Below are 23,962 nucleotides of genomic sequence, written 5' to 3' on the forward strand. Positions count from 1 at the left end.
GGCTTTGGATCAGACTCCCGATACAACCGCACCGCGCGTTCACGCAGCTCGGCCGGATACTTCCTGTTCGCTGCCACTGCACACTTCCTTCCTCCAGGCATCTCAAGATCAAACCTGGTTCGGAAGTCTCCGAGAAACCGGGGGAAGCACACCGGAACGCTATTCGAATGAATTGAAGTCGTTGATGCCGAACTCATTTCACATCGGCGCGCAGCGAATCAAGCAATCCCAGCTGCCCCAGACCGTGATCGAGGAGACTTCGGGAAATACCTGGTCACGTCCCTCGAAATGGCGCTAATCGTCGTTACTATACGTGACCGCTCAAGCATAATAGTCAGTATGGTCAACCGGCTCTCCACCGATCAGCGGGCACAGATCGTGTCCTGTCTGTGTGAGGGTATGAGTATCCGCGCCACGGTGCGTGTCACTGGGGCCGCGAAGAACACCATCACCAAATTGCTGGTCGACCTTGGACGCGCATGCGCCGAATGTCAGGACGGCGCGCTACTTTACTTGCCCCGCAAGAACATTCAGTGCGACGAGATCTGGTCGTTCTGCTACTCCAAACAGAAGAACGTGCCCGATGAACACCGTGGCAAGTTCGGCTACGGCGACGTATGGACATGGACTGCATTCTGCGCCGACCCCACCAAAATCGTGCCCAGTTGGCTAGTCGGGGAACGGACCGCGTTCGACGCCGAAGTGTTCATGCGCGACTTGGCATCCCGGCTCGCCAGTCGGATACAGCTGACGACCGACGGGTTGCGCCTCTATGTGAATGCCGTAGAAACGGCGTTCGCCGGAGACATCGACTACGCCGTGCTGCACAAGCTCTACGACGCCCCTGGCGGCGCGGACAACGAACGCCACTACAGCCCCGCCGTCTGCACCGGAATCGAGATCAGAAAGGTCAATGGTGACCCGGACATGGACAAGGCCAGCACGTCCTATGTGGAACGCCAGAACCTCACCATGCGCATGGGCATGCGACGCTTCACCCGTCTCACCAACGGGTTCAGCAAGAAGGTGGAGAACTTGGCGCACGCGGTATCACAGCATTACATGAACTACAACTTTGCCCGGCCCCACGCCACGCTCACCAAGGACGCTGGCGGGCACAAGGTCACGCCCGCAATGGCTGCAGGCATCGAACGGCGCGTTTGGACGCACCGCGACATCGCAGCCCTACTCGACTGAGTGTTGGGTGGCGCGCCGTTCACATGAGCAGCTGAACTCCCAGCGCTCAGGCCATGACCCGGTGAAGTCGCCGTAGCAGCAGAATCGGATACGTTCACTGTCGGCAATCAGTTCGATTTCGTGCCAATCCTCGTAGATGCGGCACGACAACAAGTAGAGCTTGCGCGATAACCAGCGCCGGAATGGGACCATAGCGAGCCTTGCCAAGAACTCCGCTTTCGGCGAAGTCGTATAGCGTACCTCGCCGTAGCCGCCCACTCATCCGCCGTCAAACTGACCCACTACCCACGGCTGATCCTGGGCGGCGAGCGTGGCGATGGTCGTCAGCGCTATGTTGCGCTCGGGATCGAGGCCCTTGATCGCAACCTTGAGCCCGGCGAGGGTAACGCTGGCCTTCTCCGGTAGCTCCCACGTGTCGTCGCCGATACCACCGCACTACGTCGGCCTCGGAGGGAATATGGTCGATCAAGCCGGCATCCTTGGCGCTGGCAGCCTGTATGCCAGCTGAGTGCCGCCACCGCGTCGTACCCGCCCTTGCCCGCCGGGAACTGCCCCGAGCCTTGCCGTGCTCGGCGGCGTACAGCCCGCCTATGACGGTAGCGGCCTGCGCCGAGCCATATTTCGCGTCCTCAGCATGCTTGGCGTTGACGCCCTTAGTGTCGAACGGGTTGTGGCCCCCATCGCCCGGCCTCCGGCCGGCCATGTCAGTCCCGTCGTCGGTGTCAGGGCCAGCGGAATCGGCGGCGTGGAACAGTTCGCACCCGTTGTGGCCAGCGGCGTTCGCGCGAGCGGGACTGCCACCAGGAGCGGTATCGTTCATATTGTGCATCCCGTCGGTGGGGGTGCTCATCGGGTCCCCTTCTTCATCGGGAGTCGTTGGTGGTGCCGCTGGGCACATCGCGCGAAGGCGAAACGCGCGTCCCCAGCGGCATCGCTCTTTCTTGGGTCATTCCCGCTGCTGCACAGGCGGTTCCGGCGTCACGGTTGCCGGCTTTGACAGGGCTGTCATGCGGCTCCGCCAAGAACCGCGCGGATCTTCGCGGCCTGCTCGGGGGTCAGCGGCGGCGCGTCATCAACCAGCCTTCTAATTGCGGCGCGGTACTTATCGACGAGGTGGCCGTGCTCGACCAACCAGGCCACCGCCTCGTCGCGGTCGAAAACGTAACGACGCTGATCTAATTGGTAGGCGGGCAGGCCCTCGGCCACAAGTTCTTGGATGCGGCTCTGCGGCAGTTTGATCTCCCTGCCGAGCTGGCCGGAGGTGAGGAATGGCGCGGGGCGCAGGTTGGGCAATGACTTGAGTTTGGCGGCTGTGACGGACATCGCGCGAAATCTCCGAAGGGTTCGGTTCGATTTCGCGGGCATCCCTGAGCCGGGGCGACCCGACGTACCCCTCTGGTTAACCACGCACGGGCACCGTTCCGGCACCCTCAATGAGCGTCTGTACATACCTAGCGCCAAACCATCGGGGCTCGCAGTAGGCAGCCCTCGGCTCCTGCGGGTCTGCTCATCGCCGGGGGCTCCCGAAGACTATAGCGTCTCCGCGCTTCCGATAGCGCTAGACGAAAACTGTTGGCGCGCCGACTAACCCGTTAAAGTCGGCTAACTCAACAGGCCGCCTACGCCATCCGTGCGACCGCTATAGCGGCTAAATAATTTGTTCACGGCGACACCCAATGGCTCCCACCGGCCCACCTCGACTCCACCCGTCTGAGGAGCCAACCGCGGGTCAACACCTTCCATCACCCCGAGAAACTCTTCGCACCCGACGAGGATGGCGACCCTTAGGTTCAGCCATCAGCAGGACCTCCCGCGGCGAATCCGCATGCGCACAACGACTTCAAGCAAACCCAACCGCCGGGCCTTGGTTTGTGCGATCCCCGCACGCGTCCACCCCATGCTCTGCTCGACCGGCGGCAGGGCGCCGCAGCGCGCCGTACTCGTCGGGATCAGCCTGACCGCCGACGAACTTCTGGGCGCGACCATGTAGCGACGCGACAGCATGCCGTCAGCGGCGTGGCGCGCGCGCAATGACGTTGAGCCGCAGGGCTATCCGATCAAGACTTAGTCGGAACCCTTGACGGCCGCCCTCTCGCGCTCGGAGCGTACCGGTTGCCGACCGGGCAGCTGCCCGTCGGAGAGCAGTTTGCGCAGCTCCTTCTTGTTGAACTTGCCGACGCTGGTTTTGGGAACCTCGACGATGTAGGCGTATTCGTCGGGGAGCTGCCACTTGGCGAACTGGGCCTTGAGGTGCTCGTTGAGCGCTTCAGGCGTCGCGGCTTCGGCGGCGTCGACCACTACGCATGGCAAAGGTCGTTCGGTCCAGCGCTCATCAGGCTTGGCGATCACCGCAGCCTCGAGCACCGCCGGGTGCGACATCAGCGCGTTCTCCATCTCTATCGACGAAATCCATTCGCCGCCAGACTTGATCACGTCCTTGGCGCGGTCGGTGATTTGGATATAACCCAGGAGGTCGATTGTCGCGACGTCTCCGGTGCACAACCAGCCGTCATGGAATTTCTCCTGCCCCGCCTGCTCGTCGAGGTAGTAGCCAGACGCGATCCAGGGACCCGCGAGCTCCAGCTCGCCGCTCTGCTCGCCGTCCCATGGCAACTCGTTTCCCGATGGGTCGACGATCCGGGCCTCGACAAGCGGGCTGATGCGTCCCGTCTTTGATCGATAGCGCCACAGCTCCTCGCCGGTCGCACCGGCCGGCGCTTCGGCAACCGCTACCAGCGGACTTGTTTCGGTCATGCCGAAGCCCTGGATGAGCGGCGTGCCGAACGCCTCTTCAAACCGTTCCATCAGCGATCTCGGCACAGCCGCCCCGCCGCAGACGACGCGTCGCAGTGTCGACAGTGCCTCCGGCTTGTCCTCAGCTTTGCGCAGCACGTCGCTCCAGATTGTTGGCACCGCAGCGGCATACGTCACACGCTCGGATTCGATCAACTTCAACAACGGGTCGGCCTGAAGAAAACGGTTCGGCATGATCAGCGGCGCGCCAATCATCCCGCAGGTATACGGCAGGCCCCACGCGTTGGCATGGAACATCGGAACGACCGGAAGGACACGATCGCTGGAACGCACGTCGAGGGTGTCCGTCAGGCACTCGGCCATGGCGTGCAGCACCGTGGAGCGGTGTCCGTAGAGCACGCCCTTCGGGTTGCCGGTGGTGCCGCTGGTGTAACACAGGCTGGCCGCGGCCCGGCCGTCGAGCTCGGGGTAGTCGTAGCCGTCAGCCTGATCGGAAATCAGCTCCTCATATCGGCAGACGTTGGGAAGGCTTCCGCTACTCCCGTCGCCGATGACAATGAACCGCTCGACGCCGCCGATCTCGGGAAGGACCTTCTCGAGCTGCGGAACAAGCGAATCGTCGACGATGATCACACGGTCTTTCGCGTGGTTGACGACATAGGCCAGCTGCTCGTCGGAAAGTCGAATGTTCAACGTGTGCAAGACGACACCCATGCAGGGCACCGCAAGATAAGCCTCCAAGTGCTGCTGGGTATTCCACGCGAACGTTGCCACCCGGTCGCCGGGCCGCACACCGAAACCATGCAGAGCGTTGGCTAGCCTGTCGGCTCTGCGAACCACGTCGCCGTACGTGGTTCGAGTGGTGTTCCCGTCGGCATCGAGCAGTGTGACGACTTCGATCTGGGAATTCATGGTGCGCATGCGCCGCATGACGTGCTGGAGGGTGATCTCGTACTCGTTTTGGACTAGCGATTCCAACATCGGATTCTTCTCCTCCGGACACAGCGAAGTGGCTCGTCCATGCAAGTCAACGCTATGGACCACCTTGCTCGTGGGCGATCTCCCATCCGTAGGAACTGCCTCCCCCGACCGGCTTTCCAGCCCCAAAGTGGCCTCCCCCGGCAGGTAACGTCCGCGCCGGATGACTTCACAGAGGAGACCAATGAGTACACGCCCAAGTCAGGAGCAGGACTTGGAGACGCGCTTCGTCGACGTCGCTGGCCGCCGAGTACGGGTCGCGGTACGGGAAGGCGACGGAAGCCGTCCCCCGCTACTGCTGTGCAACGGGCTCGGGGTGAGCCTGGAGGGGCTCCAGCCGTTCGTCGACGCGCTGCGGCCGCAGACGGGTGTGATCCGCTTCGACGTCCCAGGGATCGGGGAGTCGCCGACCCCGGTGCTGCCGTATCGGATGTGGGGAATCGCGCGGCTGACAAGCCATTTGCTCGACGTCCTCGAGGTTCCCCAGGTGGACGTGCTCGGCGTCTCCTGGGGAGGCGCGCTGGCACAACAGTTTTCGTTCCAACATCGTCACCGCTGCCGCAAGCAGATCCTGGTCAGTACCGCACTGGGTGTGTTGGGAGGTATACCCGGCCGCCCGCGGGTGATCCCGGAAATGCTTTCCCGCCGGCGTTTCGACGACCCCGAACACGCCCGGCGGATCGCACCGAATATCTATGGCGGCAAGGCTCGTTCGGAAAAGCAATCAATTCCCATCTTCACGCACATGCGCAATGACCGGCGCGGTCTGTTCTACCAGCAGCTGGCCGCGCTGGGCTGGACCAGCCTTCCGTTTGCCCCCCTGATTCGCCAACCGACCCTGATCCTGACCGGAGACGACGACCCGGTCATTCCACCGGTGAACGGCAGGATGCTGCGCCAGGCGCTGCTGAACTCTGAGCTCAAGATCTTCCACGACGGTCACCTGGGACTGGTGACGAGTGCCGACGAGCTCGCCCCTATCGTCGAGGAATTCCTTGATCGGCAATAGCCGCGCGAATAGTCGCGTTCGGGGTATGGCGGTGCATCTTCGACGGCCGCCAGCCCAATCCCGCTGCGAGGAAGCATCCGCGCTGAATGACGTGTACGTGCCACTGCCAACTCCCGACCGACCAACCGGTCGCAATGACCCGTTACCGCAACCCACCGCAGGGAGCAAAGTAATGAATTCCGTTCGCGGCCAGCAAGAGCCGGACTCCTGGAGGAGTTTCGTCGACGTCGACGGCCGTCGGCTCCGGGTCGCTGTCCGCGACGGCGACGGTAGCCGCCCACCGTTGCTGCTGTGCAACGGTCTTGGGGTGAGCCTGGAGGGACTCCAACCCTTCGTCGATGCCCTGCCGCCCCAGACCGGCGTGATCCGCTTCGACGTCCCGGGGGTAGGCGAGTCCGAAACGCCTTCACGGCCATACCGGATGCGCATGCCGGCAAAGTTGACGAGCCGCCTGCTCGATGCGCTGCAGGTGCCGATCGTCGACGTGCTCGGCGTATCTTGGGGAGGAGCGCTGGCACAGCAGTTCGCGTTTCAATACGGTCACCGGTGCCGCAGGCTGATCGTGGTCAGTAGCACTCTAGGCCCCCCCATACCACGCCGGCTGGGCGTCGTACGCGAGATGCTTACCCGGCGCCGCTTTGACGATCCCACCCACGCCCGTGAGGTTGCGCCCACAATTTATGGCGGCAAGGCCAGGACGGGATCCCCGACACCTGCCATCTTCGAGCACATGCACAACGATCGGCGCGGTCTGTTCTACCAGCAGCTCGCCGCGCTGGGTTGGACAAGCGTTCCGTTCGCCCGGTTGATCCGGCAGCCGACGCTGATCCTGACCGGGGACGATGACCCGATCATTCCACCGGTGAACGGAAGACTCATGCGCGCACTACTTCCGAACGCCGAGCTGCACGTCTTCCACGATGGTCATCTCGGGCTTGTGACGAGTGCCGACGAGCTGGCTCCCATCGTCGAGGACTTCCTCGATCGCGCCTAACCCTCGAATACTCCCATTCGGGGTATAACGGTCCATCCTCCGACGGCTTGTTGCGCGATCTCACACGCCGCACGCTCGATGACATGCGCTTAGCAGTGATCGTGTCAAAGGAGTTCGGGTGAGCCAAGTTCCGCAGATGCAGGAGCGCACGGTCGAACTGATCGTCGCCGAACGCGAAGAACTCGCCGACGACGTAGTTGGCCTGGTGCTCGAAGAGCCGTCCGGTGGCGACCTGCCGGACTGGAACCCCGGCGCGCACATCGATTTGATATTGACCGACTCGCTGGTGCGACAGTACTCGTTGTGTTCGAGCCCGCTCGACCGACGGCGATGGAAGGTGGGCGTCCTGCTCGATCCGAACGGCCGCGGCGGATCCAAGCACGTTCATCACGAATTGCACCGGGGTTGCCGGATCCAAGTCCGCGGTCCCCGCAACCATTTCCCTTTCCAACGGGCGAATCGATACCAGTTCATCGCCGGAGGCATCGGCATCACCCCGATGCTGCCGATGATCGAGGCGGCGCAAGCGGACGGAGCTGACTGGCACCTGCTGTATGGCGGGCGACAGCGATCATCGATGGCCTTCGTGGATGAACTCTCGAAATACGGTGAGCGGGTGACGATCTGGCCCCTGAACGAGCAGGGTATGCCAGACCTTGCCAGCGTCCTCGGCAGCCCGCGTGACGACACCCTGGTGTACTGCTGCGGGCCCGAAGGCTTACTCAGCGCCGTCGAACAGTTCTGCCAGTCCTGGCCGAAAAACGCGCTGCACATCGAACGATTCGCGGCCAAGCCAGATGCGCACACGCCGTCCGAAGAAGCCCTCGACAACTTCCAGGTCGTATGCCAGCGCTCCGGCATCACCGTCGACGTCGGGCCTGGCGAATCAATCCTCGCGGCGATCAAGGCGAAAGGGGTCAGCATGCTGGCGTCGTGTATGGAGGGCATCTGCGGTACGTGCGAGGTGGCCGTGCTGGAAGGCAGCCCCGATCACCGCGATTCGGTGCTCGACGATGACGAAAAGGCCGAGAACGATTGCATGATGATTTGCGTGTCGCGGTCGCTATCGGAAAAGCTGGTGCTCGACATATGACCGCGAACTACCCCCGGGACTGCTGGTACGTGGCGGCCGTCAGTGACGAGATCGGCACAGCGCCTCTTGGCCGCCGGCTGCTGGATCGTCGTGTCGTGCTCTACCGACAAGAGTCAGGCCAGATCGTTGCGCTCGCCGACCAGTGCGGTCACCGCGGTTATCCGCTATCCAAGGGACATGTCAAGGGCGACAACATCGAATGTGGCTACCACGGGTTCCAGTACGACCCGACCGGAGCCTGTGCGAAGGTTCCGTCGCAGCCCCACCCGCCGTACGGAGCTTGCGTCGCGCGTTATCCCGTCCGTGAAGTTGCTCCGTTCGTGTGGATTTGGCTCGGCGCGCCCGGGCGCTCAGCAGGCCGGCCGGTGCCCGCGCTGCCATGGTTGACCGGGCACGATTGGGCTTCGTCGGGCACCTCACTTCGCGTGAACGCCAACTACATGCTGGTGCACGAGCACTATCTCGACCTGACGCACATCCCGTGGGTGCACCCGCAGGAGACGCCGCCGACCATCGGCTCGGTGGCGCCCCTCGACGAAATCGAGGTGTCCGAGACGTCGGTGACGTTCTCCCGCAACATGCCGGTGGCGCCGCTGGCCGACTGGGAAGCGGCGGCGACGGGCCTGCCGCGTGATCGCGATTACCACCGCCGGCATTACGGCACGTTCATCTCGCCCGCCGTGCTGGTGGAAGGGTGGGATCTCTTCGGTGCCGACGGCCAGACCTTCGGGCAGGTCCGAATCCAAGCCGTGACGCCTGAAACGCCTTGGAATACCCATCTTTTCTGGCAGTTCGCCCGCAACTACAGCCTCGACGACGAGCGGGTCGGACAAAGGTTACACGCCGTCTTCGAGCAGGTCATGCGGGTCGACGTCGGCGTCGTCGAGACGATCCAGGACACCGTCGGTTATGCAGGCGCCGCGAATGGATTCCATGTGTCGGCCGACGCGGGAGTCCTGAAAGTGCGCCGCATCGTCGAGTCGATGCTCACACACGAACGCCAGTACCGCTCCCCCACCGCCGGGATGCCGGTGCAGGCATGAAAGCGATCACCACCTACCTGTCGCCGGAACTGCTCAGTGGCACATCCGCTTTCATCACCGGTGGTGGCAGCGGCGTTAACCTCGGCATAGCGCGCTGCTTCGCACAGGTGGGCGCCGACATCGCGATCTGTGGCCGCACCCCGGAGCGCCTGGAGGCGGCCGCCGAAGAACTCGGTGAACTCGGGGCAACAGTGTCGATATCGGTGGCCGACGTCCGCGACATGGATGCGATGTCAGCCGCATTTATTAAGGCGCGCAATGACATTGGGCCGATATCCACCGTGGTTTGCGGGGCCGCCGGCAACTTCCTGGCTCCCGCGGAGACGATGTCGAGCAATGGATTCCGAACCGTCATCGACATCGACCTGCTCGGCTCGTTTCACGCGGCGCATGCGGCTTTCGATCAACTCAAGGAGACACGCGGCAGCCTGCTGTTCATCTCGGCGGGTCAGTCGGACGCGCCGTATCTGTATCAGGCACACGTCGGCGCCGCCAAGGCGGCGATCGACAGCCTAGTGCGACACCTCGCCCTGGAGTGGGGCCCGCACGGCATCCGTAGCAACACCATCGTCCCCGGTCCGATCGAGGGTACGGAAGGAATGAAACGGCTGGCCGCGCAGGTTGGCCGCCAGGCCTGGACCGACGGCATCGCGTTGGGCCGGTTTGGCACGGCCGAAGAGGTCGGAGCCATGGCGGTGGTTTTGGCATCGCCGCTGGCGTCGTTCGTGACGGGCGCGCGCATCGTGGTGGACGGTGGACTGGCGTTGTCCGGGTCGGGCATCTTCAACCACGCGCTCGCGGTGGCGTCGGCAGACCGCACGCCGGCAGGTGATCGATGACGTCGCGATGTGGGCCTATCCCCACCAGGCACCCCCAACGAGAGATGTGCTTCCGCCGTGTGCCGGATCGTCAGGCGAATCGGCCGGTGGCAACCTGCTTTCATGACCAGAATTGCCGAACACCCCCTGATGATCACGGACCCCGAATTGGACCTAGCCGCCAGGTCGTTCTGGGAACAGGACTTCGAGCAGCGGGATAAGGCCTTCGCGCGATTGCGCACGGAGCGGCCCGTCTCCTATAGCCGGCCGTACGAGTCGACATTGCTGCCACCGGATGAGAACACGCCGGGATTCTGGTCGGTCACCAAAGCCGCGGATTGTCGCCACGTTTCCCGCACCAAGGAGCTGTTCTGCTCCGGCCTAGGCGTGTTGATGGAGGACATGCCGATAGATGCCATCAGGGCCACGGCGTCGTTTCTGGTGATGGATGGCGAGGACCATCGCAGGCTGCGCGGCCTGATCCAGCAGGCCTTCACCGTGCGCAACATCCGGAAATTGGCTGACTGGGTGGCCCAAACCGCACGGGAGCGCTTGGACGAGATCATTGACCGCGGCGAGGGCGACTTCGCCGATCTGTACGCGAAGTACGTCCCCGGCCGGATCTTCGCTCACTTTTTCGGCGTCGAACGCGACAGCGAAGAGCAACACATCATCATGGAGGCGGCCGAGCGGATGCTGGCGTGGGACGACCCGCGGATGGCGCTGGGTCGTGATGCCCTGACCACGCATGTAGAGGAAGCCATGCGCATTCAGGCCGTCGCGCTCGCGCAGGCTAAGAAGTGCCGCAAGGATCCGAAGGACGATCTCATGAGCTGGGTCGCCAACGCGGAGTTCGAGGGCAAGAAGCTCGACGACCAAGAAATAATGTCGTTTTTCTCGCTGCTGGGTTCGGCCGCCAACGACACCACCCGCCACACCATCGCACACGCGGTGCGGCTGTTCGCGCAGCACCCGGACCAGCGCGATCTGCTCGTTGAGGACCTTCCCGGCCGGGTGGGCACTGCTGTGGAGGAGGTCGTGCGCTACAGCAGCCCGGTCATGCATTTCCGGCGCACCGCCACGGCGGACACGACGATCGGCGACGCCGAGATCAAGAAGGGCGAGCACGTCGTGATGTGGTACTGCTCGGCGAACCGCGATGCTGAGGAGTTCGAGAATCCGGGCAAGTTCGACATCCTTCGCAACCCGAACGATCACCTTGGCTTCGGCGCCGGTGGCCCACATTTCTGCCTCGGCAACACCCTTGCGCGTCAGATGCTCAGCGCGGTCCTCACCGAGCTTTATGCGCGCATTCCCGATATCACTCTGGCTGGCGAGCCCGAGTTCCAGATCAACAATTTCATCCACGGCGTGCACTCGCTGCCGGCGCGCTGGACGCCTCCAACCCGTACCTGACCATCACCACGAGCAACCGCGCGGCTTTCCGGCTGTCGGGGGGCGAAAAAATGCTACTGTCGCCCTTGTCGATGCGATCTAGGGGCGTAATTGGCTCAGGACCTCGTACACGTCGCAGCTCAGGAGGCCGCCGCGGTCGCGGCATCGATTGACGTGGCCGAGCTAGCCGAGCGCATCGGCCTGCGCGCGGTGGCGGTGGTCGCAGAACTGCACCAGCCCGAAGACAAGGACCTCGAGCAGTTGACGGTCGAGGCCGCGTTGCCCAACGTGCAGGCGGTGCTGCGCGGGTTCGCTACCTGCGAGTCGCCGGCCTCGGCACAGGCCCCAGAGGTGACCCTCAACTGGGTATCCACCTTGGCGCAGCGAGGCATCAGCGTCGCGGCGATTCCGCGCTGCTATGTGATCGGGTTGGGCATGTGCGACGCGGCAATACGTGAGGCGGTGCAGCGGCTGGATGCTCCCGAAAAGGTGAAGTGGCAGTTGGCCAATTCCGCCTCACGGTACCTCTACGGATTCTGCGAAAAGGTCTCCGGCGACCTCGTCGATTACTACCAGCGGGAACGCGAGCTTTGGATACGAAGCGCCGACTCCGTTCGTGCGGAACTGGTCCACGCGATCGTGGCGGGACGTCCAGTTGATCTACATGCGACGAGCGCGGCGCTCGGATACAACCTGGAACGACGACACGTCGCACTGATGGTTTGGGTTGATCCCCGCTCGCAACACAAACCGTCGCTACAGGCATTGAAAGGTGCCGCCGCCGCGGTCGCACACAAACTCAAGGGCGTAGAGCTACTGGTCGTTCCGGCGGGCCCGTCAATGGTCTGGGCTTGGACGGGCGGACCAAACGTGACCGATTCCCCGCCCGGCGCATTGTCGGTCGACGCGCCGCTTCTCGCCTCGGTCGGGGGAATCGGCGCCGGGCTGAACGGGTTCATCCAGTCCCATCGCCAGGCGCGTGACGGCCGCCGCGCGAGCGGTGTGTTTTCCCACCCGTCGGGCACGGTTGCCCGCTACCACGACATGGTGCTGCGCGCGCTACTGACCCAGGATCTGTCGGCCGCGGGGCAGTTCGTCAAAGCAGAGCTTGGCGAGCTCAGTTTGGACACTGAGCGCAGCCGCAGGCTCCGTGCGACGCTTGTCGCCTTCTTCGAGGAGGGTATGAGCTGGGCAAAGACTGCCGAACGGCTAGCTTCGCTAGATCCGGCACAGCCGGAATTTTGAGTCAAGTTTGACGTACTTGGGCTCGATTTGGCGTCTAGGCGGCCAATAGTGTTGTGCGACTGAGGTTTTCCAGGGCACCGGTCCGCCGGTCACGGTCTCAACCCCATCCGACCGGAGCCCCAAGACCAAAGCTGACCACGACATGCCTCGTCGGGCTGGGGTGAAACCCCGTTAGGTGTGCATCAAAACACCGTGATGTACCGCGTTGAACAGGCGAAAGACCTGCTCGGCCGTTCGCTAGTCGACCGCCGACTCGAGCTTGAGGTGGCGTTGCGCCTCGCTGATGCCAGCACCAACCTCAGTCCCGGCGGGCTAGCCTCCGCGGGCCAATCCGACACGCAAACTTCCTAGCGCCGCCCTGTGGCCGGCTTCCAGTGCCCGGCGTGAGATTTGGAAGCGGCTTCCATGTTGAAGGGGCGCACGCCTCAGTAGCTTTGGCCACATGAGTACCGCCACCTTAGATCCGCCCGGCACCGCCGATTTCTGGCCCCGACCCGGTGAGAACGTGCTGCGTTTTCCGGAAATCCGTTCCATCCGCGTTGCCGACGCTGGGAAGTGGTCTCTCGTGGGCGATCCCCTGCGCGATCCGGAACTACGGGAGCGAGTCGTGTTGGCGTTGCGCGAGGTCGCCGCGCTGCCCGAACTCGAAAACCTTGAAACGCTTCACGACGACCGCAACTTCGGAAACATTCACGCCGCCCTCAAGTCGGCCTACAGTCATCTCGCCGAAGTCGCCGGCAAGAGCTCGACAACCAACGGACCGAGCCGCTCGCAACTCGTCGCGTTGCTCACCAAAATTGGCCACCTGCAACTGGCGGTCGCCGAAGCCCAGGCCACGCAGAAGAATGGCCGCTACGCCGCCACCCGCAACGCGCTATCCAGGTTGCACGGTGTCGACTCGGTCGAGCAGATGCTCGAGCGCGCGCCGGCCGAGCTGTGTCGATGCGGCTTCGATCGCGCCATCGTCTCCCGCGTCGAGGAGTCGATGTGGTGGGTGGAGAGCGTTCACGTCAAGGGCGACCCGGAATGGGCCAGCGAAATCGCCCGGGTGGGGCGCGCCCATCCGGTGCACATCGACCACATGCTCATTGAAAGCGAAATCATGCGTCGCCGTGCTCCGGTGCTCGTCCGAGACGCGCAACATGATCGCCGCACCAATGCCGCGATCGGGCAAGCGTCGCTGTCGCGGTCCTATGTCGCCGCGCCGATAATGCCCGACGGCCGGATCATCGGCTTGCTGCACGCCGACTGCTACGTCAGCCGCCGGCACGTCGACGACGAGGACTTGGCGGTGCTGTGGATGTTCGCCGAGGCGTTCGGCTACGCATTCCAGCGCACCGCGCTCAGCGAGCGATTACGCGCGGCGCGCAACGAGATTCAACGTATGGTGCGTGGCATCGCGACCGCAGCGGACGACCTGTGCACCGCCCGGACCGAGCTCGTCCGCCCGCAGCCACAGGCTGATGGTGTCGCTGCGCCACCCCCCATCGCCGCATCACTGGCCGCCAATTCCGGCATCGAGTCGCTGCTATCGCGCCGTGAGATCGAAGTGGTGGCGCTCATGTCCCAAGGCAAGAGCAACGGTGCGATCGCAACGCATCTAGTGATCTCCGAGGGCACCGTCAAGACGCACGTCAAGCACATTCTGCGAAAGTTGAAGGCGTCGAATCGAGCTGAAGCGGTGTTTCGGTACATGCGGATGACCGCCGTGCATGGATCCGCACCGGCAATGCAGGGACGTCTATCAACCGTCACGCGATAGCGAGATATTTTCTCGTCCAACGTTGGCAGGCGTCGCGACCGTCGGCTGTCGGCGGCACTAGCGGCCGCCCACGCCAGTTCATCGAGATGTGCGAAAACAGCCGATGCTCGATCTTGTTCCATTTTGAGGTTCCGGGCGACAGGTGGCAGGTCATCAGCTGGGGCCTCGGCGACTCCTGAGCACCGATCTGTTCGCGAAGCACGGCCATGCCGACAGTGATGCATCATGATGCGATTGCCGCTATTATCGGATTCGTGCGGACAACGGTGGTGATTGACAGCGATGTCGCCAGTGAGATCGAGCGCCTGCGCCGCGAGGGGATGGGCCTGAGCGAGGCCCTGAATCTGCTGGCGCGCAGAGGGATGGCCCGGGGAGCCCCACCCACGTCGGTTGTGTACAAGCATCGGACCTCGCGTATCGGCCTGAAAGTAGACGTCACGAACGTCGCCGACGTGCTCGATCTGCTCGACGATGATCGTTGACGCGAATTTGCTGCTGTATGCCGTCGACGAGAGCAGCGCCCATAACGTCGCCGCCGCGTCCTGGCTAGAAGAAGTGCTTGACGGCGATAGCCGAGTCGGCTTGCCCTGGCAGACAATCGGTGCGTTCTTGCGAATCGCTACCCATCCAAGAGTCGCTGAGAATCCGTTGTCCGGCCCCGCCGCTTGGAGATACGTGGCGGAGTGGCTCGCCGTCCCAGTGGTGTGGATCCCACCCGCGACCGAGACCACAGCGCGGGTCTACGCGAGACTGTCCGAACAAGTGGAGATCACGGGTAACCTCGTGCCAGATGCCCAACTAGCCGCGCTCGCGGTCGAACACGGGGTCGAATTAGCCTCTGCCGACACAGATTTCATGCGGTTTCCCGGACTTCGCTGGATGAACCCGCTGAGCGCATAGCTGCCCGCCGGATAAGCGGGTTTGCGGGACAACACTTTCCATAGGCTTCCCGGCAAGTGTTTGGGCTCAGATAGCACCGGTGACCGACTGACCAAGTGCCGTGCCCGGAGCCGGACCGCGCGCACCCCGGCCTATTGACCGGCAATCGGAAGAAAACAACGGCCATCACGAACTGGGGTTCCCCCAAAATAGTGGACACGGTTAACTTGCTTCCGTGGTGACAGTCAGTGTGCGCTCGTAGTCGATAGGTGAGCGCATCCCGATCGCTGAATGCCGGCCCTCGATCGCTTCTTGCCACCAGATCCAGCCACACGCTAATTGTCCTACACCGCAAGGCAAATCCGACGCAACGACTCACTCTATTACCGAAACCTCTTTAATGGCGATGGCGCCGTTAGCTCGAGCACCGTGCCACATAGGAGGCTTCCCACCTTCGGCCGTGTCAAACGGTCAGTGCCGGGTTTGCCGTTTGCGCACCACGTCTTCGAGGTGCAGGTCGTGTGGTCGTGGCGCAAAGGTGACGCGTTCGATCGAGCATCTTGGTTCGGCACCCGGCGAGGAGGAGTTGATGGCCTTGAAGGCCGCGGCCAACCGGTTGGCCGCCGGGCAGACAGAGCTGGATCTGGCAATCGGCGGCAGCTTTGATACAGGCGCAATGCCGATCCTGTACTCGCAGACGACCCACTGTGGGAGGCGCAATGTGTCGCGTACCGGGTCCTGGTATTGAGTCAGCGACCAAGACCAACGACGTGTTTCATGCTCTGGTGCTCGCACGTGGCATCGGGCCAATCAGCAGGATCTACGCCGAGCGGGTGTTGCGCGAAGTCAGACACAAACCAACAACCTCCTGGTCCAGTGCGCGGCCAACCGTCGTCCGAACGCCCGCCGACCGATAGCACTGCGCTTCCTGCGCACGCCGACAGAGGTCCTGGGCGCCGACAAGGTCGAGGGCTTGCTTTGGACGCGGACGAAGGCTCAGCCCGCCGCCACGGACGTCATCCCGACGGGCCTGCTGATCAGGTCCATCGGCTATCGGGGAAATCCCCTGCCAGGGTTGCCGTTCGACGACACTCACGGCGTCATCGAGCACATCGATGGCCGCGTGGTAGGGCGCCTGGGAAGCTACGTCACGGGATGGATCAAACGCGGACCCACAGGCGTGATCGGGACCAATAAGAAGTGCGCCCGCGACACCGTGCGTGCACTTCTGGACGACGCCGATGCCGGTCGGCTGTCCACCGACCGCTCACTCGATCGTTTTGCGGTTGCTGCGCGGCTACGGCAGCGTAGCCGAGACGTTGTGGATTTGACCGGGTGGAACGCGATCGATCTCAGCGAACGCCGGGGCGGCCGCGCCGAGGGGCGCCCGCGTCACAAGCTCACGCGGGTGCCAGAGCTGGTCGCGGCCTCGCAGGACAGTCGCTCCGGCGGTCCTCACCACTACGACGTCATCGTGGTCGGATCGGGACTGGGTGGTTTGTCCAGCGCGGCATGTCTTGCGGCGTCGGGCAAGTCCGTTCGGGTTGCCCCGACCTCGTCGTGGCCTTGGCGAATCGTGACCGATGAGCGCATATCCACCGTGGCAATCTCACCCGGCTGCATCTCGACCGCATCGACCTGCTCAATACGCACATCCAGACGCTCACCGGGCTGATCGTCGCACTCATCACCGAGCACAGTCTGGGCTGGGCGCGGGATCTGCTCGTAACGATCCTCGGTATCAGTGCAACGGCGCGGAGAACATCCTCGCCGAGACAGGGATCGACATGACCTGCTTCGACACCGCCGCCCACCTCGCCTCCTGGGCTGGTGTCTGCCCAGGGCAGCATGAGTCAGCCGGGAAGTCCCGCCAGGTGCACACGCGCCCGGGCAACGCTCACCTCAAAGGTGCGCTCGGGATCGCCGCGATGGCCGCCGCGCGGACCAACGGGTCATTCTTCCAACACCGCTACAAGCGACTCGCTGCCCGCCGCGGGCCAACCCGCGCCCTCGTAGCCATCGAACATTCCCTCCTGAACGCAGTCTGGAACATCCTCACCAACGGCGAGCCCTACCGAGCCGGACAAACCGCCGCCTAACCCACCTAACCTAAACCCAAACCGCCCCAGCGCCAGTCACGCTCGCCGGGCGGTCACCCACGCCCACTCACCACCGCATCTTCGCGTCAGGCACCGAGGGTGTTGCGCGGGCAGTTTTCGTGAGTCAAGCCGGGCACTTGCAGTTTGGCGCTTCTGGCGCCAAACTAGCGCCATGCCCAGTGTGCAGATCAAGGACGTTCCGGAGGACACTCACCGAGTTCTGCGGGAGCGAGCCGCACGCGCACATCAATCCCTACAGGAATACCTCCGAAGTCGGCTCATCGCCGACGCGAATCAACCCACGCTGGATGAGGTGTTCGACCGCATCACCACACGTCGCGGCGGCCGCGTGTCTTTCAGAGCCGCCGTCGACGACGTTCGGGCTGATCGTGATCGTCGTTGATGCGAGCGTACTGGCCGTAGCGCTGGGCGACGACGGGTCGGACGGCCGGCTCGCGCGGGAACGTTTGGCGCACGAGACGTTGGTTGCTCCGGAACTCATCGACCTCGAGGTGGTCTCGGTGTGGCGCCGCCACGTCGCGGCAAAACGGATGCCGGCTCGCAGGGCCGCGAGCGCGGTGGCGGACCTGACGGATCTGCCGCTGCGTCGGTCCTCACATCAGCCATTGCTCCACCGGGTATGGGAACTGCGGCATGTCCTGACGACCTACGATGCCGCCTACGTTGCGCTGGCCGAGGCTCTCGACGTCGTACTGGTCACCGCAGATGCACGCCTTTCCCGGGCTTCGGGCACCCGTTGCGAGATCGATGTTTTGGGCAAAGTCGGCGACTACTGACAGCCGTCGCGGGGTCTGCTTGAGACCAGGTCCGCCACGACAATGGACGATGGCGGGACGGCGTTGATCTGGTTGCCGCGCACACCGGAGTCCTGGTGCGCCAGTCACATTGGTAAAATCGGTCTTTCGCCGAACCGGTAGGCAATTTGCCGGGCTCACTCGGAAATTCATGGTGACCAGTAGTTGGTGGGCGGGCTGCCCGCAGGTGTTGGGCGGCGTCGGTGTGGGGTTGGTGGCGGCGTCGACGGGCGTGTGGGGGGTGCCCGTGAGATTCGTGCGTTCGAGCGCAACGATGGCGGTTCGCCCGGCGGCCGATGGCTGATCCGACTGTCATTCCGCCAAATCGAGTGTGCGCTGGCGGCTTTGAGTGTGTGTGTAGGGCGGCACCCAAGGTGGGGCCGAGTTTTCGCCATGAGTACACGCTCGGCGCGGTCTACGTGTGAACGATCGACTTGTACCCAACCCCACCAGCCCCGTGCAGCCTGACCCCCGACGAACCTACGGGCGCGACCACCAAGACTCCTGCTCGCTGCCCCCTATTCGTAGGTCGCTTGCCGGAAGTGCTCCGACGCTCATCGGTTCCGACGTGGATGCGAGGCGGGCGGCTACCGAACCGATCGCACCCGGCGGACGCGCTTTCGGGTCCCGAACAACCTTCAGTCGCAACATCTTCCGCAGCAGGCCCACCAAGCTAGCGCTAACGGATCTCGATGACGGCGTTCGATAACACCGGCGTGCCGCGGTCCTTGCAGAGCGCTTCGACGAACACCGCCTCGGGTTCCTGCCAAATCCGGACGGTAATCGTTTCCCCGGGGAAAACCACTCCGGCGAATCGAGCGCGGTAGCGTCCGACACGGCCGACGTCTCCGTCCAGTGCCGAGTCGACCACCGCCTTTAGGACCATCCCGTAGCTGCACAGGCCGTGCAGAATGGGCTGATCGAAACCGCCCTTGCGGGCAAACTCGGGGTCGGCATGGATCGGGTTCATGTCGCCGGACAGGCGATAGAGCAGCGCCTGTTGCGGCAGGGTCCGACAGTCAACTTCCACGTCCGGCGGCCGGGCCGGTGGAGCCGGCGGCGGTGATGCCGATCGCGCACCATCGCCGTCGCCAAACCCTCCCTCACCTCGAATGAACGCGCTGAACCGGTTGGTGACCAGAGGCTGATCGCCTTCGGCGTCACGGGTGACCGTCTCGAGCACCACCAACGCCGCCTTGCCCTTATCCACGACGTCGCTGATCCTTGCCGACGTTCGAACGGCGCGATTGACGGGCAGAGGTCCGTACAGTTCCATCTCCTGCTCGCCGTGGAGAAGTTTGCTCAGATCGACGTCCATGCCGGGCAGCTCCAGCATGTCGAACAACATCGGGGAGGCCGGGATCACCCCGAATGACGGCAGAACTTTGAGCTGGCCCTCATACGTATAAGCAAGCTCAGCGGGATCGGTGGGCGGAACGCCGGCGCCCAAACCCAGGTGGTAGAGGATGACATCGCTCGCGCTCCACGAGCCCTGCCGCTCCGCGAGTTCTGCGCCCAGGACCGAATCTACATCGATGGGCATGTCATCAACCTTGAGACTGCTTGAAGACGTACGTGCCGGGGGCCGGGTCAAGCGGCGTGTACCGACTGTTGCCGAGTCGGTCTGGTGCTTTTTTCTTCTCGCCCGCCCGCTCAGCGAGCCACGGCGCCCAGTCCTGCCACCAGGTGCCCTTGTGCGCCTGCGCGGACCGCAGCCATTCCTCCGGCGTCGGGCACGACTCGTCGCCGATGCGGTAAGCCGATTTCGGGTTCCCGGGAGGGTGGATGACCGCGGCGATGTGGCCGCTGGTCGACAGCGCGAAACGTGTCTTGCCGCCCAGCATTTCGATGCTGCGATAGCAACTCGGCCAGGGGGTTAGGTGGTCGGTTTCGCCCGCGGCTATATAGGCGTCGCAGGTGATCTGGGCCAGATCGATCGGCGTGCCGAGGACCCGGAGGGCACCGGGGGTCGCTAACGGATTGGCGAGCGCGAGGTCCACCAGATCGGCGTGCAGCCCCGCCGGCATGTTCATCGAATCCAGATTCCAGAACAACAGGTCGAGCGCCGGCGGTTTGTTGCCGAGGTAGTAGTTGTTGACAAAGTTGTTCCAGACCATGTCGTTTGGTCGCAGCCACGCGAAAGTTCGCGCCAACTCTGTGCCGGCGAGGTAACCCTTGCGCTTGATTTTCGCTTTGGCCGCTTTGGCGATATCGGGCGAGGCGATGCTGAGGATGGGACCGCCGCGGCGAACGTCAAGCACGGTGACCATAAGGCTCAGACTCGCGACCCGATCGATGTGGCCCAGCGCGGCCATATGCGCGACGGCGGTAGTGGTGGCGATTCCGCCAGCACAGAAGGCCACCACGTGAACCGCGTCGGCTCCGGCGATCTCGCGTGTGGTCTCGATCGCCTCGACAATTGATTCGAGGTAGTCCTCAAGGTTCCAGCCCGCGTCGTCGCGGGTCGGGTTCGCCCACGACAGCGCGAACGGCTGCAGCCCGTGGTCACCGAGAAACTCCACCATGCTCTTGCCGGGCGAAAGGTCAACGACATAGAACTTGCTGATCATCGGCGGGATGAGCAGTACCGGGACCTTGTGCACCTGTTCCGCGCGCGGCTCGTACTGAATGAGTTCGAAGCGATCATCGCGGCGCACCACGGCACCCGGCGATGCAGCCATCGTCTTTCCGACCTCGAACGGGGTGGGATCGACACTAGCCGGCAGCTTGATCGGGGAGCGGGCATCGCGCACTGCGGCGCGTGCGCCCGTGACGAAGTTCTCTCCCCCACGATCGATCGTCGTCTTCCATACGGTGGGGTTGGTCAGCGGGAAATTCGTCGGGGCCAGCGCGTCGATCAGGTTGTCGACCACCAGGCGCAGGCGTTCGTGGTCGGCCCAGTCCAAGCCTGATTCATCGGCCAGAGCGCGCGCGTAGTCGCTGACGCTCAGATACCCCTGGCAGATCCGACGAAACAGCCAACTTTTCGTCCACGCAGGATCGCGGAATCGCGAATCACCCTTTGGCGGAGTGCGTCCGGACCGACCCGCGATCACCCGGGCAAGGTCGGCGGCGACCGTCGCGGTTTGGCCCGCTAGTAGGCGGGGTCGCAGTGCAAGCCCACCGGCCGCCTTGAGAAACTCCGCGCCGGGCACGAACCGGCTTTCGGCGCTGGCGGCCTCGGTCAGCAGCTGGTCGAGGCCGACATTCTGCACCTGACCGGTGGGGTCGGTGATCTCCGGCCGCACGGCCCCGGATCGCGCCTGCGCCAGCGGAGCGCCCGCGTTGTCGGACTTCGATGATCGCGTCCCCGCTCTAGACTTCGGCTCGGCGCCGTTCGTCCCCGAAACGTGGGTCGCCCTCGAAGCACGGGCCTTTTGCGTTGGTGCGTCCATAGCAACACGCTATGAATCCCGCGAAGTGTTGGGGACCTCCCATTTGCCGTAACTACGTCTCCCAAATGGGCTTTCGCGAAAGGAACCGGCCCCGATCCTGGGTACCGTTCATGCCGTGCCGTGAAACTGTGATTCGGCACTGTTCTTCGCAGCGAAAGGAGTTCGCGTGCCTGTCGAACGCCTGCTGCCCACCGACGAGGCTCGCGAGCTGATCCATCTCACGCGGGAAATCGCAGACAAGGCACTCGAGCCGATCGTCGACCACCACGAGCGGATGGAGACCTATCCAGAGGGGGCCTTCGCGACCCTCGGTGCCGCGGGGCTGCTGAGCCTGCCGTATCCCGAGGAATGGGGAGGCGGGAATCAGCCGTACGAGGTTTACCTGCAAGTGTTGGAAGAGATCGCCGCACGATGGGCTGCGGTCGCGGTGGCAGTGAGCGTCCACAGCCTGGTTTGCCATCCGTTGGTCGCGTTCGGCACCGACGCACAGAAGCAAGCGTGGCTGCCGGAAATGCTGAGCGGCAACATGATCGGAGCCTACAGCCTGTCCGAACCACAGGCCGGCTCCGACGCGGCCGCGCTGCTATGCAGTGCTGCCGCCGTGGACAACGGGTACCGTGTTAGCGGCGCCAAGGCATGGATCACCCACGGCGGCATCGCCGACTTCTACACCCTGTTCGCGCGCACCGGCAAAGGCGCACAAGGTATTTCCTGCTTCCTCATGCCCAAAGACACCGAGGGGCTCACCTTCGGCAGACCGGAAGAGAAGATGGGCCTGCACGCGGTGCCGACGACGACGGCGCACTACGACGATGTGTTCATCGCTGTTGAGCGGCGCATCGGCAACGAAGGACAGGGCCTACCAATCGCGTTCAGCGCACTGGACAGCGGACGCCTCGGAATCGCGGCCATTGCAGTCGGATTGGCGCAGGCGGCGCTCGATGAAGGGTCGCCTACAGCCAGCAGCGGACCACCTTCGGCCGGAAGATCATCGACCACCAAGGCCTGGGATTCCTGCTGGCGGACGCCGCCGCAGCGGTGGATTCCGCACGCGCGATGTACTTGGACGCCGCCCGACGCCGCGATGCGGGGCTGCCCTACTCCCGGCACGCGTCCGTCGCAAAGCTGGTCGCCACCGACGCCGCCATGAAAGTCACCACCGACGCTGTCCAGGTGTTCGGCGGCGTCGGTTACACCCGCGACTACCGCGTGGAACGCTACATGCGGGAGGCCAAGATCATGCAGATTTTCGAGGGCACCAATCAAATCCAGCGACTGGTGATCAGTCGCAGTCTCGCTAGTCACTAAGCAGCTCCCACCAGAGGAGCCGCGGGCGCGAACCGCACTGAAACGAAAGGAGATGCCGAGTGGAGATCAAAGACGCGGTCGCCGTAGTCACCGGAGGCACGTCCGGCCTCGGTCTAGCCACCACGAGGCGACTCCTTGACGCAGGTGCGCACGTCGTCGCGCTCGATCTGAAGGGCGAGGAGGTGCTCGCCGAGTTCGGCGATCGTGTCCAGTTCGCCGGGGGCAGCGTCACCGACGAGGTGGCCGTGGCCGCGGCACTCGACACCGCGGAATCGCTTGGCCCGCTGCGCATCGTGGTCAACTGTGCCGGGGTGGTCAACGCCGTCAAGACCCTTAGCCGGGCTGGCGCTTGCCCACTCGATGAGTTCACCAAGGTGGTCCAGGTCAACCTGGTGGGCACGTTCAACGTGATTCGGCTGGCCGCCGAACGCATGGCCCAGACCGAACTGCTCGGCGAGGAGCGCGGCGTCATCGTCAACACCGCGTCGGTGGCTGCGTTCGACGGACAAATCGGGCAGGCCGCCTACTCGGCGTCGAAGGGCGGGGTGGTCGGTATGACGTTGCCGATTGCCAGAGACCTGGCGAGCATGGCCATTCGCGTTGTCACCATTGCACCCGGCCTGTTCAAGACGCCCATGCTGGCGTCGCTGCCCGAGCAAGCGCGAAAGTCGCTGGGCGCTGCGGTGCCGCATCCGAGCCGACTCGGCGACCCCGACGAGTACGCCGCACTGGCCGTACACATCGTCGAGAACCCCATGCTCAACGGCGAAGTCATTCGCCTCGACGGCGCGATCCGCATGGCGCCGCGATGACCGTTTCGGTGAAGAGCTAAGGAGAACCGATGCCTGCGCCCGCTATCGCCCGATGGCTCGAGTTCATGGAGCAAGGAAAGACAGACGTCCTCGACAATTTGCTCGCCCCAGATGCTGTCTTCTACTCCCCCACTGTCTTCGCCCCGCAAGAGGGTCGGGCGAAGGTAGGCGAGTACTTGCGTGCCGCAGAGCTCATGTTCTGCAACGCCGACTTTCGCTATGTCGCACAGTGGTTCGACGATCGCTGCGCAGTTCTGGAATTCACCGCGGATCTCGAAGGCGTGCTTATCGAAGGCGTCGACATCATCCACTGGAACGACGAGGACACGATCACCTCTTTCAAGGTGCTGGTGCGCCCGCTGAAGG

Annotated in this window: 22 protein-coding genes and 5 pseudogenes; 21 read left to right on the plus strand and 6 right to left on the minus strand. The window is 63.8% G+C overall.

Features of this window, described 5'->3' with window-relative positions; all coding sequences use genetic code 11:
* Positions 1 to 298: pseudogene (locus CDN38_RS29930) on the plus strand (hypothetical protein); the annotation flags it as partial.
* Between the two features lie 41 nt (positions 299 to 339).
* A complete protein-coding gene (locus CDN38_RS06060) occupies positions 340 to 1,197 on the plus strand; it encodes an IS1 family transposase (protein WP_201258240.1) in 858 nt (285 codons plus the stop codon).
* Positions 1,198 to 2,202: 1,005 nt separating this feature from the next.
* Here the strand turns inward: CDN38_RS06060 and CDN38_RS06070 are convergent.
* On the minus strand, positions 2,203 to 2,520 hold the full coding sequence (locus CDN38_RS06070) for a hypothetical protein (RefSeq protein ID WP_075509031.1): 318 nt from the start codon (positions 2,518 to 2,520) through the stop codon (positions 2,203 to 2,205).
* Between the two features lie 339 nt (positions 2,521 to 2,859).
* Between CDN38_RS06070 and CDN38_RS32865 the strand changes: the two are divergent.
* Positions 2,860 to 2,985, plus strand: a pseudogene (locus CDN38_RS32865) (hypothetical protein); the annotation flags it as partial.
* Between the two features lie 276 nt (positions 2,986 to 3,261).
* On the opposite strand, the gene CDN38_RS06085 reads toward CDN38_RS32865, so the two are convergent.
* A complete protein-coding gene (locus CDN38_RS06085) occupies positions 3,262 to 4,932 on the minus strand; it encodes a long-chain fatty acid--CoA ligase (RefSeq protein WP_075509029.1) in 1,671 nt (556 codons plus the stop codon).
* A 181-nt stretch (positions 4,933 to 5,113) separates the two neighbouring features.
* Between CDN38_RS06085 and phaZ the strand changes: the two genes are divergently transcribed.
* From phaZ to CDN38_RS06130, 9 genes are all read left to right on the plus strand, one after another.
* Positions 5,114 to 5,938 carry a poly(3-hydroxyalkanoate) depolymerase gene (gene phaZ / locus CDN38_RS06090; protein ID WP_075509028.1) on the plus strand — a complete coding sequence of 275 codons (825 nt, stop codon included), beginning with the start codon at positions 5,114 to 5,116 and terminating at the stop codon, positions 5,936 to 5,938.
* A gap of 172 nt (positions 5,939 to 6,110) precedes the next feature.
* Positions 6,111 to 6,932, plus strand: a complete 822-nt coding sequence (locus CDN38_RS06095) for an alpha/beta fold hydrolase (RefSeq protein ID WP_075509027.1) — start codon at positions 6,111 to 6,113, stop codon at positions 6,930 to 6,932.
* A gap of 118 nt (positions 6,933 to 7,050) precedes the next feature.
* Positions 7,051 to 8,025 carry a PDR/VanB family oxidoreductase gene (locus tag CDN38_RS06100; protein ID WP_233026771.1) on the plus strand — a complete coding sequence of 325 codons (975 nt, stop codon included), beginning with the start codon at positions 7,051 to 7,053 and terminating at the stop codon, positions 8,023 to 8,025.
* Entirely contained in the window at positions 8,022 to 9,068 is a 1,047-nt protein-coding gene (locus CDN38_RS06105) for a Rieske 2Fe-2S domain-containing protein (protein ID WP_099318859.1), read from the plus strand. The genes CDN38_RS06100 and CDN38_RS06105 overlap by 4 nt, the downstream gene beginning before the upstream one ends.
* The gene (locus tag CDN38_RS06110) at positions 9,065 to 9,907 is read left to right on the plus strand and encodes an SDR family oxidoreductase (protein ID WP_075509024.1); all 843 of its coding nucleotides are present in this window, start codon (positions 9,065 to 9,067) and stop codon (positions 9,905 to 9,907) included. The genes CDN38_RS06105 and CDN38_RS06110 overlap by 4 nt, the downstream gene beginning before the upstream one ends.
* Before the next feature lie 102 nt (positions 9,908 to 10,009).
* Positions 10,010 to 11,302: a cytochrome P450 gene (locus tag CDN38_RS06115; protein WP_075509023.1), complete on the plus strand. Its 1,293-nt coding sequence runs from the start codon at positions 10,010 to 10,012 to the stop codon at positions 11,300 to 11,302.
* A 90-nt stretch (positions 11,303 to 11,392) separates the two neighbouring features.
* Positions 11,393 to 12,526, plus strand: coding sequence for a PucR family transcriptional regulator (locus CDN38_RS06120; RefSeq protein WP_075509022.1), 1,134 nt, complete (start codon positions 11,393 to 11,395; stop codon positions 12,524 to 12,526).
* A 177-nt stretch (positions 12,527 to 12,703) separates the two neighbouring features.
* Positions 12,704 to 12,877 (plus strand): helix-turn-helix domain-containing protein, encoded by a 174-nt coding sequence (locus CDN38_RS06125; RefSeq protein ID WP_082276991.1) that lies wholly within the window; start codon positions 12,704 to 12,706, stop codon positions 12,875 to 12,877.
* Positions 12,878 to 12,968: 91 nt separating this feature from the next.
* Complete coding sequence (locus CDN38_RS06130; protein WP_099318860.1) at positions 12,969 to 14,288, plus strand: LuxR C-terminal-related transcriptional regulator; 1,320 nt, start codon at positions 12,969 to 12,971, stop codon at positions 14,286 to 14,288.
* A 58-nt stretch (positions 14,289 to 14,346) separates the two neighbouring features.
* On the opposite strand, the pseudogene CDN38_RS06135 reads toward CDN38_RS06130, so the two are convergent.
* A pseudogene (locus CDN38_RS06135) lies at positions 14,347 to 14,436 on the minus strand (ISAzo13-like element transposase-related protein); the annotation flags it as partial.
* Positions 14,437 to 14,494: 58 nt separating this feature from the next.
* Here CDN38_RS06135 and CDN38_RS06140 point away from each other — a divergent pair.
* The 3 genes from CDN38_RS06140 to CDN38_RS06150 all read left to right on the plus strand — a co-directional run bounded on the left by CDN38_RS06140 (position 14,495) and on the right by CDN38_RS06150 (position 15,915).
* Positions 14,495 to 14,770: a CopG family transcriptional regulator gene (locus CDN38_RS06140; RefSeq protein WP_233026772.1), complete on the plus strand. Its 276-nt coding sequence runs from the start codon at positions 14,495 to 14,497 to the stop codon at positions 14,768 to 14,770.
* Positions 14,760 to 15,188 carry a TA system VapC family ribonuclease toxin gene (locus tag CDN38_RS06145; RefSeq protein ID WP_075509577.1) on the plus strand — a complete coding sequence of 143 codons (429 nt, stop codon included), beginning with the start codon at positions 14,760 to 14,762 and terminating at the stop codon, positions 15,186 to 15,188. Before CDN38_RS06140 ends, CDN38_RS06145 begins: the two co-directional genes overlap by 11 nt.
* A 517-nt stretch (positions 15,189 to 15,705) precedes the next feature.
* Entirely contained in the window at positions 15,706 to 15,915 is a 210-nt protein-coding gene (locus tag CDN38_RS06150; RefSeq protein WP_075510666.1) for a hypothetical protein, read from the plus strand.
* 713 nt (positions 15,916 to 16,628) lie between these two features.
* On the opposite strand, the gene CDN38_RS29295 is transcribed toward CDN38_RS06150, so the two are convergent.
* The gene (locus CDN38_RS29295; protein ID WP_180276293.1) at positions 16,629 to 16,820 is read right to left on the minus strand and encodes a hypothetical protein; all 192 of its coding nucleotides are present in this window, start codon (positions 16,818 to 16,820) and stop codon (positions 16,629 to 16,631) included.
* On the opposite strand from CDN38_RS29295, the gene CDN38_RS32870 reads away from it, so the two are divergent.
* The 3 genes from CDN38_RS32870 (at position 16,751) to CDN38_RS06165 (ending at position 18,063) form a co-directional block, all read left to right on the plus strand.
* Positions 16,751 to 17,266 carry a transposase gene (locus CDN38_RS32870; RefSeq protein WP_082277116.1) on the plus strand — a complete coding sequence of 172 codons (516 nt, stop codon included), beginning with the start codon at positions 16,751 to 16,753 and terminating at the stop codon, positions 17,264 to 17,266. The two genes, CDN38_RS29295 and CDN38_RS32870, sit on opposite strands and share 70 nt — an antisense overlap.
* Positions 17,267 to 17,438: 172 nt before the next feature.
* Positions 17,439 to 17,669 carry a FitA-like ribbon-helix-helix domain-containing protein gene (locus CDN38_RS32875; protein ID WP_075510669.1) on the plus strand — a complete coding sequence of 77 codons (231 nt, stop codon included), beginning with the start codon at positions 17,439 to 17,441 and terminating at the stop codon, positions 17,667 to 17,669.
* Positions 17,575 to 18,063, plus strand: coding sequence for a type II toxin-antitoxin system VapC family toxin (locus CDN38_RS06165; RefSeq protein ID WP_269821505.1), 489 nt, complete (start codon positions 17,575 to 17,577; stop codon positions 18,061 to 18,063). The genes CDN38_RS32875 and CDN38_RS06165 overlap by 95 nt, the downstream gene beginning before the upstream one ends.
* A 697-nt stretch (positions 18,064 to 18,760) precedes the next feature.
* Here CDN38_RS06165 and CDN38_RS06170 read toward each other — a convergent pair.
* Positions 18,761 to 19,624 (minus strand): MaoC/PaaZ C-terminal domain-containing protein, encoded by an 864-nt coding sequence (locus CDN38_RS06170; RefSeq protein WP_075510671.1) that lies wholly within the window; start codon positions 19,622 to 19,624, stop codon positions 18,761 to 18,763.
* Between the two features lie 4 nt (positions 19,625 to 19,628).
* Complete coding sequence (locus CDN38_RS06175; protein WP_099318861.1) at positions 19,629 to 21,476, minus strand: PHA/PHB synthase family protein; 1,848 nt, start codon at positions 21,474 to 21,476, stop codon at positions 19,629 to 19,631.
* A 166-nt stretch (positions 21,477 to 21,642) separates the two neighbouring features.
* Here CDN38_RS06175 and CDN38_RS06180 point away from each other — a divergent pair.
* The 3 genes and pseudogenes from CDN38_RS06180 to CDN38_RS32355 all read left to right on the plus strand — a co-directional run.
* Positions 21,643 to 22,784 (plus strand): annotated as a pseudogene (locus CDN38_RS06180) (acyl-CoA dehydrogenase family protein).
* Between the two features lie 59 nt (positions 22,785 to 22,843).
* A complete protein-coding gene (locus CDN38_RS06185) occupies positions 22,844 to 23,596 on the plus strand; it encodes a 3-hydroxyacyl-CoA dehydrogenase (RefSeq protein ID WP_099318862.1) in 753 nt (250 codons plus the stop codon).
* A gap of 29 nt (positions 23,597 to 23,625) precedes the next feature.
* A pseudogene (locus tag CDN38_RS32355) lies at positions 23,626 to 23,907 on the plus strand (nuclear transport factor 2 family protein); the annotation flags it as partial.
* Positions 23,908 to 23,962: the final 55 nt, after the last annotated feature.

It is taken from the genome of Mycobacterium ostraviense, assembly GCF_002705925.1.
Classification (GTDB): Bacteria; Actinomycetota; Actinomycetes; order Mycobacteriales; family Mycobacteriaceae; genus Mycobacterium; species Mycobacterium ostraviense.

What these genes read in the sequence shown, in the direction of transcription:
- CDN38_RS06060 (WP_201258240.1), top strand. Translation starts at nt 340, where the DNA reads ATGGTCAACCGGCTCTCCACCGATCAGCGGGCACAGATCGTGTCCTGT.
- CDN38_RS06070 (WP_075509031.1), bottom strand. Translation starts at nt 2,520, where the DNA reads ATGTCCGTCACAGCCGCCAAACTCAAGTCATTGCCCAACCTGCGCCCC.
- CDN38_RS06085 (WP_075509029.1), bottom strand. Translation starts at nt 4,932, where the DNA reads ATGTTGGAATCGCTAGTCCAAAACGAGTACGAGATCACCCTCCAGCAC.
- phaZ (WP_075509028.1), top strand. Translation starts at nt 5,114, where the DNA reads ATGAGTACACGCCCAAGTCAGGAGCAGGACTTGGAGACGCGCTTCGTC.
- CDN38_RS06095 (WP_075509027.1), top strand. Translation starts at nt 6,111, where the DNA reads ATGAATTCCGTTCGCGGCCAGCAAGAGCCGGACTCCTGGAGGAGTTTC.
- CDN38_RS06105 (WP_099318859.1), top strand. Translation starts at nt 8,022, where the DNA reads ATGACCGCGAACTACCCCCGGGACTGCTGGTACGTGGCGGCCGTCAGT.
- CDN38_RS06110 (WP_075509024.1), top strand. Translation starts at nt 9,065, where the DNA reads ATGAAAGCGATCACCACCTACCTGTCGCCGGAACTGCTCAGTGGCACA.
- CDN38_RS06115 (WP_075509023.1), top strand. Translation starts at nt 10,010, where the DNA reads ATGACCAGAATTGCCGAACACCCCCTGATGATCACGGACCCCGAATTG.
- CDN38_RS06130 (WP_099318860.1), top strand. Translation starts at nt 12,969, where the DNA reads ATGAGTACCGCCACCTTAGATCCGCCCGGCACCGCCGATTTCTGGCCC.
- CDN38_RS06140 (WP_233026772.1), top strand. Translation starts at nt 14,495, where the DNA reads ATGCCGACAGTGATGCATCATGATGCGATTGCCGCTATTATCGGATTC.
- CDN38_RS06145 (WP_075509577.1), top strand. Translation starts at nt 14,760, where the DNA reads ATGATCGTTGACGCGAATTTGCTGCTGTATGCCGTCGACGAGAGCAGC.
- CDN38_RS32870 (WP_082277116.1), top strand. Translation starts at nt 16,751, where the DNA reads ATGAGCGCATATCCACCGTGGCAATCTCACCCGGCTGCATCTCGACCG.
- CDN38_RS32875 (WP_075510669.1), top strand. Translation starts at nt 17,439, where the DNA reads ATGCCCAGTGTGCAGATCAAGGACGTTCCGGAGGACACTCACCGAGTT.
- CDN38_RS06165 (WP_269821505.1), top strand. Translation starts at nt 17,575, where the DNA reads ATGAGGTGTTCGACCGCATCACCACACGTCGCGGCGGCCGCGTGTCTT.
- CDN38_RS06170 (WP_075510671.1), bottom strand. Translation starts at nt 19,624, where the DNA reads ATGCCCATCGATGTAGATTCGGTCCTGGGCGCAGAACTCGCGGAGCGG.
- CDN38_RS06175 (WP_099318861.1), bottom strand. Translation starts at nt 21,476, where the DNA reads ATGGACGCACCAACGCAAAAGGCCCGTGCTTCGAGGGCGACCCACGTT.